The organism is Streptacidiphilus neutrinimicus, assembly GCF_000787815.1.
GTDB lineage: Bacteria > Actinomycetota > Actinomycetes > Streptomycetales > Streptomycetaceae > Streptacidiphilus > Streptacidiphilus neutrinimicus.
The window spans coordinates 198378-207840 of sequence record NZ_BBPO01000002.1 but is presented as its reverse complement, the minus strand read 5'-3'; the positions used below and the strand labels follow the sequence as shown (position 1 = coordinate 207840).

Annotated in this window: 9 protein-coding genes; all 9 read right to left on the bottom strand. The window is 71.9% G+C overall.

The window, feature by feature from the left end:
* A partial coding sequence (locus tag TR48_RS02430) for a P-type ATPase actuator domain-containing protein (protein ID WP_042364104.1) occupies nt 1-554 on the bottom strand: 554 nt, incomplete at its 3' end.
* Complete coding sequence (gene kdpA / locus TR48_RS02425; protein ID WP_042364103.1) at nt 551-2215, bottom strand: potassium-transporting ATPase subunit KdpA; 1665 nt, start codon at nt 2213-2215, stop codon at nt 551-553. The genes TR48_RS02430 and kdpA, both read right to left, overlap by 4 nt.
* Nucleotides 2215-2304, bottom strand: coding sequence for a K(+)-transporting ATPase subunit F (gene kdpF, locus TR48_RS39625; protein ID WP_042364102.1), 90 nt, complete (start codon nt 2302-2304; stop codon nt 2215-2217). Before kdpF ends, kdpA begins: the two co-directional genes overlap by 1 nt.
* A gap of 220 nt (nt 2305-2524) precedes the next feature.
* Nucleotides 2525-3337, bottom strand: coding sequence for an alpha/beta fold hydrolase (locus tag TR48_RS02415; protein WP_042364101.1), 813 nt, complete (start codon nt 3335-3337; stop codon nt 2525-2527).
* Nucleotides 3334-3987, bottom strand: a complete 654-nt coding sequence (locus tag TR48_RS02410; RefSeq protein WP_042364100.1) for a dihydrofolate reductase family protein — start codon at nt 3985-3987, stop codon at nt 3334-3336. Before TR48_RS02410 ends, TR48_RS02415 begins: the two co-directional genes overlap by 4 nt.
* A gap of 93 nt (nt 3988-4080) precedes the next feature.
* Nucleotides 4081-4767 (bottom strand): response regulator, encoded by a 687-nt coding sequence (locus TR48_RS02405; RefSeq protein ID WP_042364099.1) that lies wholly within the window; start codon nt 4765-4767, stop codon nt 4081-4083.
* Nucleotides 4764-7325, bottom strand: coding sequence for a sensor histidine kinase (locus TR48_RS02400; protein ID WP_084728705.1), 2562 nt, complete (start codon nt 7323-7325; stop codon nt 4764-4766). The genes TR48_RS02405 and TR48_RS02400 overlap by 4 nt, the downstream gene beginning before the upstream one ends.
* A gap of 94 nt (nt 7326-7419) precedes the next feature.
* Nucleotides 7420-8049: a potassium-transporting ATPase subunit KdpC gene (kdpC, locus tag TR48_RS02395; protein ID WP_042364097.1), complete on the bottom strand. Its 630-nt coding sequence runs from the start codon at nt 8047-8049 to the stop codon at nt 7420-7422.
* A 20-nt stretch (nt 8050-8069) separates the two neighbouring features.
* The coding region (gene kdpB / locus TR48_RS02390) for a potassium-transporting ATPase subunit KdpB (protein WP_042364096.1) at nt 8070-9463 on the bottom strand (1394 nt) is incomplete at its 5' end.

The following is a 9463-nucleotide window of genomic DNA, read 5'->3' as shown; positions in this document are numbered from 1 at the left end:
GCGGAGCGGTCACCACCGGACTCGCGGATGACGGGCGCCGACTCGCCGGTGATCGCCGACTCGTCGACGCTCGCCACACCCTCGACGACGTCGCCGTCGCCGGGGATGACCTGCCCGGTCTCCACGACCACATGGTCGCCGAGCCGCAGCTGCGTCGCGGAGACCTCCTCCTCCGGCACGTCCGTGGCACCCGGGGCCCAGGAGCCGACGACGCGTCTGGCCACGGTGTCGGTGCGGGTCTTGCGCAGCGTGTCGGCCTGCGCCTTGCCGCGGCCCTCGGCCACGGCCTCGGCCAGGTTCGCGAAGACGACCGTCAGCCACAGCCAGACGGTGATCACCCAGGCGAAGACGCTGGGGTGCCGGATCGCCGCGTAGGTGGTGAGCAGCGAGCCGATCTCGACCACGAACATGACCGGGTTGCGCGCCATCACCCGTGGGTCGACCTTGCGCACGGCGTCCGGGAGCGACTCCAGGAGCTGCTTCGGGTCCATCAGCCCGCCGGAGACCCGGGAGGTCTCGCCGGACGGGACCGGCTCCGGTGTGGTGACGCTCATTTCTGCAGGCCTTCCGCGAGCGGTCCGAGGGCCAGGGCCGGGAAGTAGGTGAGCCCGACGACGATCAGCACCACGGCGGAGAGCATGCCGACGAACAGCGCGTCGTGGGTGTGGAGCGTGCCGGCCGTGGACGGGACGGGCTTCTGCCGGGCCAGCGACCCGGCCAGCGCGAGCACGAAGACCATCGGGAGGAACCGGCCGAACAGCATCACCAGGCCGAGCGTCGTGTTCCACCAGTCGCTGGTGACGGTCAGTCCGGCGAAAGCCGAGCCGTTGTTGTTGGCGGCGGAGGTGAAGGCGTAGAGCACCTCGGAGAAACCGTGCGCGCCGCTGTTCAGCATCGCGGCCCGCTCGGCCGGGAAGGACATCGCCACACCCGTCCCGATCAGCACGATCGCCGGGGTGGTGAGGATGTACAGCGAGGCGAACTTCATCTCCCGCGCGCTCAGCTTCTTCCCGAGGTACTCGGGTGTCCGCCCGACCATCAGGCCCGCCACGAAGACGGTGACGACGGCGAGGACCAGCATGCCGTACAGGCCCGACCCGGTGCCGCCGGGCGCGATCTCACCGAGCATCATGTCGAAGATGGCGATCCCGCCGCCCAGCGGCGAGAGCGAGTCGTGGGAGGCGTCCACCGCCCCCGTCGAGGTGAGCGTCGTGGAACTGGCGAACAGGGCGGTCGCGGAGATTCCGAGCCGGACCTCCTTGCCCTCCATGGCCGCGCCCGCCGCCTGGAGCGCGGTGCCGTGGTGCTGCCACTCGAAGACCGTCATCAGGCTGGCCGAGGCCACCCAGAACAGCGCCATCACCGAGACGATCGCGTAGCCCTGCCGGTTGTCGCCGACCATGCGGCCGAAGGTGCGCGGCAGCGCGAAGGCGACGACGAGCAGGAGGTAGATCTCCAGCCAGTTGGTCCAGGCGTTGGGGTTCTCGAAGGGGTGGGCGGAGTTGGCGTTGTAGAAGCCGCCGCCGTTGGTGCCCAGCTCCTTGATCACCTCCTGCGAGGCCACGGGGCCGCCCGGCAGCGACTGGGTGCCGCCCGCGAGCGTGTGCACGGTCTGGAAGCCGTGCAGGTTCTGCACGACGCCGGAGGCGAGCAGCACGATCGCGAAGACGAAGGCGATCGGCAGCAGCACCCGGACGGTCAGCCGCGTCAGGTCCACCCAGAAGTTGCCGACCCGGTCGGTCTCGGTGCGGGTGAAGCCGCGGATCAGCGCGGCGACGACGGCGACGCCGACGGCCGCCGACAGGAAGTTCTGCACCGCCAGGCCCGCCATCTGCACCAGGTAGCCCATCGTCTGCTCGCCCGAATAGGACTGCCAGTTGGTGTTGGTGACGAACGACGTCGCGGTGTTCCACGCGGTCGGGGCCGGGACGGCCGGAAAGCCGAGGGTGAGCCAGAGGTGGTTCTGGATCCGCTGGAAGAGGTAGAGGAAGAGCACCGAGATCGCCGAGAAGGCGAGCACGCTGCGCAGGTAGACGTACCAGGTCTGGTCCGCGGTGGTGTCGACGCCGATGAGCCGGTACAGCGGCCGCTCGATGCGCAGATGCCGGGGGGCGGTCAGGACGCGGGCCAGGTAGTCGCCGAGCGGGCGGTAGGAGGCGGCCAGCGCCGCGACCAGGAGCAGCGCCTGCAGGAACCCGGCCAGGGTCGGGTTCATCAGAAGCGCTCCGGCAGGATCAGCGCCGCGATCAGGTAGCCCACCATGGCCACCGCGACGACCAATCCCACGATGTTGTCCGCGGTCACAGCTTCATCACCCCTCGGGCGACGAGCGCGAGCGCGCCGAACACGCCCACGGTGACGGCAACGTAGATCACGTCGGCCATGTGCGGGCCCCGCCTTCGGTCCGGTCCGGGTCCGCTCCCCGGATCAGCACCGATGTGTCACCGCGTGCGGGCGCGCGCAAACGGCGACGGCCCGCGATTCGCCCATCAGGACGCACTGCGGGCCACGCGGCGACGTCTCGTCAGGAGCCTGCGGGCCCCTGCCCCTCGAAGAACGTGACCAGCAGCGGGGTCAGCGCGTGCGGACGCTGGAGGATCGTGTGGTCCTCGCCGGGCAGGACGCGGAGCTCCGCGTCGGGGACGGTGTTCGCCACCGCGCGGGCGGCGGCGGAGAGCCAGGGCGAGGTGCCGTCGCCGTAGAGGGCCAGAGTCGGCACGCGGATCCCGGCCAGGCGCTCCGGCGGGAGCAGCCGCCAGGGTTCGCTGACCAGCACGTCCCAGGGCAGGCTCGGCGCCATGTCGACCAGGAACGGCCAGGCGTCACCGGCCTTCAACCCCACCAGCGCCTCGCCCGGGAGGCCGATCACCTCGCGCAGGAACAGCTCGGCGGCGCCGTCGGCGTCGCGTGCCGCGACGAGCGCGGTGAGGCGGTCGTAGACGTCGGCGGGCGGGCGCGGCAGCGCCGGGTCCGCCGCGAAGGAGGGCTCGTAGACGGCGAGCCGGTCGATCGGCAGACCCTGGGCGGCCGCCTCCAGGGCGAGGGAGGCGCCCGAGGAGTGGCCGAACACGGAGGCCCGGCCGCCGGAGTGGGCGATCACGGCCGCGAGGTCGTCCAACTCGTCCGCGACCCGGTAGTCGGTGGACTTGTTGTCGCTGGCGCCACGGCCGCGGCGGTCGTAGCTGACCACGGTGACGTGCGGGGCCAGCTCGGCGGCGAGCGCCGCCACCGTGGAGCGGTCGTTGAAAGCCCCGCCGATGAGGACCACCGGCGCGCCGTGGCCCACCGCGTCCACGGCGAGCGTGGTGCCGTCCCGCGAGGTGAAGTGCGCGGTCATGACTGCTGCGGCCGGGTGAAGGTGAGGTGGGTGACACCGCTGGGCGAGGAGACGGACTCGACGTCGAAGCGCCGCTCCAGGCCCTCCAGCCCGTCCCAGATCCGGACGCCGCGCCCGAGCAGGATCGGCACCAGCACGATGTGCAGGTGGTCCACCAAGTCCTCCGCCAGGAAGGCGCGGACCGTGGACGGACCGCCGCCGATGCGCACGTCGAGCCCGCCCGCCGCCTCGCGGGCCTGACGCAGGGCCTCCTTCGGCCCGGCGTCGACGAAATGGAACGTCGTGCCGCCGGCCATCGTCACGGACGGCCGAGGATGGTGCGTCAGCACGAAGGCGGGCGTGTGGAAGGGCGGGTTCTCGCCCCACCAGCCGTTCCAGTCGCGGTCGGCCCACGGCCCGTGCTGCGGGCCGAACTTGCCGCGCCCCATGATCTCCGCGCCGACGCCCTCGTTCCACCGCGACGCGATGGCGTCGTCGACGCCCGTGCTCCCGCCGGCCTGGCCCTGCATGGCGCGGAACGTGCGCGTCCCGAAGAACCACTCGTGCAACCGCGCACCGGCGTGCCCGAAGGGCGCCTCGAGGCTCTGCCCCTCGCCGGTGGCGAAACCGTCGAGCGAGACGGAGAAGTTGTGCACCCTGACCCGGGACATCGCGTGGCCTCCTGTCCGATTGCCGTCGGGTCGAGCCTAGACCTGGGGTCCGACAATTCTCCGTCACGGCTCGGCGCGTCACGGCTCGGCGCGTCACGGCTCGAAGCGGTAGCCCATGCCCGGTTCGGTGAGCAGGTGGCGCGGGTGGGCGGCGTCCCGCTCCAGCTTGCGGCGCAGGCCGGCGAAGTAGACGCGCAGGTAGTTGGTCTTCTGTTCGTGGCCCGGCCCCCAGACCTGCTGGAGGATCTGGCGGCCCGTCACCAGCCTGCCCGGGTGGGCCAGCAGGACCGCCAGGATGCGCCACTCGGTCGGCGTGAGCCGGACGCCGGGGCCCTGGTCCGAGGTGCGGCGGACCACCGCGCCGGCGAGGTCGACGGCGAAGTCGCCGATGACGACCGCCGGCGCGGGCGGCTCCGCCCGGGTCGGCCGGCGCAGCGCGGCGCGCAGCCGGGCGAGCAGCTCGTTCATCGCGAACGGCTTGGTGACGTAGTCGTCCGCGCCCGCGTCGAGGGCCTCGACCTTCTCGGAGAACTCGGCCCGGCCGGACAGGACGATGACGGGGGCCGAGGTCCAGGTGCGCAGCGAGCGCAGCACCTCCATGCCGTCGAGACCGGGGAGGCCGAGGTCGAGGATGACGGCGTCCGGAGGGTTGTGGGTGGCCTCCTGGAGCGCGCGGCGGCCGTCGGAGGCGGTGGACACCTCGTAGTGGCGGGCCTGGAGGTTGATCTGCAGGGCCTTCAGCATCTGCGGTTCGTCGTCGACGATCAGGATTCGGGTCACGGGACGGCCGTTTCGTTACGGGCTGAACTGATGGGGTCGGGCACGGCGTCCGCCGCCCGGAGGGAGAGGACCATGGTGAGTCCGCCGCCCGGGGTGTCCTCGGGGACGAGGGCGCCGCCCATGGCCTCGGCCAGCCCTCGGGACAGCGCGAGGCCGAGGCCGACGCCGGTGGTGTTGTCGTGATCGCCCTGCCGCTGGAAGGGCTGGAAGATCCTCTCCCGGTCCTCCGGCGGCAGGCCCGGGCCGCGGTCGACGACCCGCACCTCCACCCGGTCGCCGAGCGCGCTGGCCGCGACGGTGACGGACCGTCCGCCGCCATGGCGCAGCGCATTGGTGGTGAGGTTGGCCAGCACCCGCTCCAGCAGCGGCGGGTCGGCGAGGACGGCGGGGACCTCGCCGAGCCCGGCGCGGCGGACCGGCGCGTGCTCGTCCGGAAGTGAGTCGAGCGCGGCGGTGAGCACGTCGGCCAGGCCCGTGGGCTGGATCTGCAGGGTGAGCGCACCGGCCTGGAGGCGGCTCATGTCGAGCAGGTTGTCGACCAGTCGGTTGAGCTTGAGCAGCGCGCCCTGCGCGGTGCCCAGCAGTTCGTCGCGGTCCTGCCGGGTGAAGTCGACGTCGTGGCTGCGCAGCGAGGAGACGGAGGCGAGCGCCACGGCCAGCGGGGTGCGCAGGTCGTGGCTGACGGCGGCGAGCAGCGCGCTGCGCAGCCGGTCGGCGGCGCGGACGGGCTCGATGGCGGCGGCGGCCTCGGCGAGGCGGTCGCGCTCGAGGGCGACCGCGACGTGGTCGGTGAAGGCGGTCAGCACCCGCCGGTCGGCGGCCGGCAGCGGACGCCCGCGCAGCACCAGCGTGGTGTCGCCGTCGACGGTCAGCTCCTCCACCGCGGTGGCCGCCGTCTCGCCGGGGGCTCCCTCGCTCGCCGAGACTGCCGACTCCGCCCCGCCGCGCACCAGCGCCACGTGCTGCATGCCGAAGGTCTCCCGGAGCCGGTCGAGCAGCGCTGGGACGGCCTCGTCGCCGCGTAGCACGCTGCCCGCGAGCGCGGAGAGCGTCTCCGCCTCGGCGGCCGCGCGGGCGGCCCGGCGCGAGAAGCGGGCGCCGGTGTCGACGACGGTGGCGACGACCGTGCCGACCACCGCGAAGACCAGCAGCGCCAGCACGTTGTTGGGCTCGGCGATGGTGAACCGGTGGATCGGCGGGATGAAGTAGTAGTTGAGCAGCAGCGACGCCGTGAGGGAGGCCAGCAGCGCCGAGACGATGCCGCCGAGCAGCGCCACCCCGACGACGGCGCCGAGGTAGAGCAGCGTGTCGCTGGTCATGTTGAGCGAGCCGCGCATCAGGCAGAGCACCGCCGTCAGCAGCAGCGGCAGCACCAGCCCGGAGGCCAGGCCGGTGATCCGGCGCGACACGGGGTGCAGCCCGCCGGAGAGGACCGGCAGGCGGCCGCGTCCCGAGCGCTCGTGGGTGACCATGTGGACGTCGATGTCGCCGGAGAGCTCGATCGTGGTCTCGCCGATGCCGCGCCCGGCGGTGAGGGCGCGCCGGACGGCGCCGCGGCGGCTGGTGCCGAGCACCAGCTGGGTCGCGTTGGAGGCGCGGGCGAAGTCGAGCAGGGCGGTGGGCACGTCGTCGCCGACGACGGAGTGGTAGCTGCCTCCCAGCGACTCGACGAGGTGCCGCTGTGCGGCCAGGGCCGCCTGGTCGGCGTCGGCCAGCCCGTCGGACCGGGCGACGTGCACGGCCAGCAGGGCGCCGCTGCCCGCCCGGTCGGCGATGCGGGCCGCGCGGCGGATGAGCGTCTCGCCCTCGGGCCCGCCGGTCAGCGCCACGACGACGCGTTCGCGGGTCTCCCAGACCTTGCTGATCTCGTGCTCGGCCCGGTACCGCTGCAGGCCCTCGTCGACGCGCCCGGCCAGCCACAGCAAGGCGAGCTCGCGCAGGGCGGTGAGGTTCCCGACGCGGAAGTAGTTGGAGAGAGCCGCGTCGACCTTCTCGGCGGCGTAGACGTTGCCATGCGCCATGCGCCGGCGCAGTCCCTCCGGGGCCATGTCGACCAGCTCGATCTGGTCGGCGCGCCGGACGACCTCGTCCGGGACGGTCTCGCGCTGCGGCACGCCTGTGATCTTCTGGACGACGTCGTTGAGCGACTCCAGGTGCTGCACGTTGACGGCGGCCAGCACGTCGATCCCGGCGGCCAGCAGTTCCTCGACGTCCTGCCAGCGCTTGGCGTTGCGCCCGCCGGGGATGTTGGTGTGCGCGAGCTCGTCGACGACGGCCACCTCGGGCCGTCGCGCGATCACGGCGTCGACGTCCATCTCCGTGAACGAGCCGCCGCGGTACTCGCGTTCGGCGCGCGGGACGATCTCGATGCCGGCCAGCAGCTCCTCGGTGCGGGGCCGCCGGTGGCACTCGACATAGCCGACGACCACGTCCTGGCCGCGCCCGAGGCGCCGGTGCGCCTCGTCCAGCATCCGGTAGGTCTTGCCGACGCCGGGGGCCGAGCCGAGGAAGACCTTCAGCTTCCCGGGGGGTGGCGCTCCGTTGCGCGCTGACACCACGAACTCCCTTGCGAGTGACCACGTGTGTGGAGCCGGCGATCCGGCCGCGCGGAGCGGGAGGCGCCGCGCGGCCGGACCGGAGGGTGTCCCGACCTCAGCCGAGCTCGGTCAGGGCGATGTTGAGCTCCAGGACGTCGACCCGGGGCTCGCCCAGGAAGCCGGCGTTGCGGCCCTGGGTGTACTGCTTGACGAGCGCCTCGACCTTGTCGACGCTCAGGCCGCGGGCCTGGGCGACGCGCTTGACCTGGATCTCGGCGTAGGCCGGGCTGATGTCCGGGTCCAGGCCGGAGCCGGAGGAGGTGATGGCGTCGGCGGGCACCTGGCTCGGGGGGACGCCGTCGAACGTGGCGATGGCGGCCTTGAGCTGGGTGTAGTCGGTCACCAGGGTGGCCGAGTTGGTGCCCTGGTTGGTGCCGCTGGAGGCGGTCGGGTCGTAGCCGAGGGCGCCGGCCGCCGAGGGGCGGGACTGGAAGAACTTCGGGTCGGGGCTCTGGGACTTGCCGTCCTTCGAGACGATCGTGAAGTTCTGGCCGATCAGCGAGGAGCCCACCACGTTGCCGTGGGCGTCCTTCACCAGCGAGCCGTTGGCCTGCTTGCTGAACGCGACCTGCGAGACGCCGGTGATCAGCAGCGGGTACGCGAGCCCGAGGACGAGGGTGAACAGCAGCAGGATCCGCAGACCCGTCAGGTGGTTCCGGACCGGAGTCGGAAGGGGCTTGGCCATGAGAATCGTTCCCTTCTTTCTCAGTGCAGGCCGGGGATGAACTGGACCACCAGGTCGATGGCCTTGATCCCGACGAACGGCAGGATCAGACCGCCGACGCCGTAGATCCCGAGGTTGCGGCGGAGCAGCGACTGCGAGGACGACGGACGGTACTTCACACCGCGCAGGGCGAGCGGGATCAGGCCGATGATGATCAGCGCGTTGAAGATGATCGCCGAGGTGATCGCGGACATCGGGCTGTGCAGGTGCATGATGTTGAGCTTGCTCAGCCCCGGGTACACCACCGCGAACATGGCCGGGATGATCGCGAAGTACTTGGCGACGTCGTTGGCGATGGAGAAGGTGGTCAGCGCGCCTCGAGTGATGAGGAGCTGCTTGCCGATCTCGACGATCTCGATCAGCTTGGTCGGGTTGGAGTCCAGGTCCACCATGTTCCCGGCCTCCTTGGCGGCCGAGGTGCCGGTGTTCATCGCCACGCCGACGTCGGCCTGCGCGAGCGCGGGGGCGTCGTTGGTGCCGTCACCGGTCATGGCGACCAGGCGGCCGCCCTCCTGCTCCTTCTTGATCAGGGCCATCTTGTCCTCGGGCGTGGCCTCGGCGAGGTAGTCGTCGACGCCGGCCTCCTCCGCGATCGCGGCGGCCGTCAGCGGGTTGTCACCCGTGATCATGACCGTCTTGATGCCCATGGCGCGCATCTCGGCGAAGCGCTCCTTGATGCCGGGCTTGACGACGTCCTTAAGGTAGATGACGCCGAGGACGCGCGCGGGCGCGCTCCCCTTTCTCTCCGCCACGACGAGTGGGGTGCCGCCGAGGTTGGAGATCCGCTCGACGGCGACGTCGAGCTCGTTGTCCGTCTGTCCGCCGTTCTCGAGGACCCAGTTGGCGACGGCCGCGGCCGCGCCCTTGCGGATCGAGTGGCCGTCGACGTCGACGCCGGACATCCGGGTCTGGGCGGTGAACTCGATCCAGGTGGCGTGGGCCAACTCGCCCTGGTGGCGCTCGCGCAGGCCGTACTTCTCCTTGGCCAGCACCACGATGGAGCGGCCCTCGGGGGTCTCGTCCGCGAGGGAGGAGAGCTGGGCGGCGTCGGCCAGGGCGTCCTCGCTGACGTCGCCGATCTTCACGAATTCGGCCGCCTGGCGGTTGCCGAAGGTGATGGTGCCGGTCTTGTCGAGCAGCAGCGTGGAGACGTCGCCCGCGGCCTCGACGGCGCGGCCGGACATCGCCAGCACGTTGCGCTGCACCAGCCGGTCCATGCCCGCGATGCCGATCGCGGACAGCAGCGCGCCGATCGTGGTCGGGATCAGCGCGACCAGCAGCGAGACCAGGACGATGATCGTCTGCTCGGCCCCGGCGTACTTCGCCATCGGCTGCAGGGTGACGACCGCGAGCAGGAAGACGATGGTCAGGGACG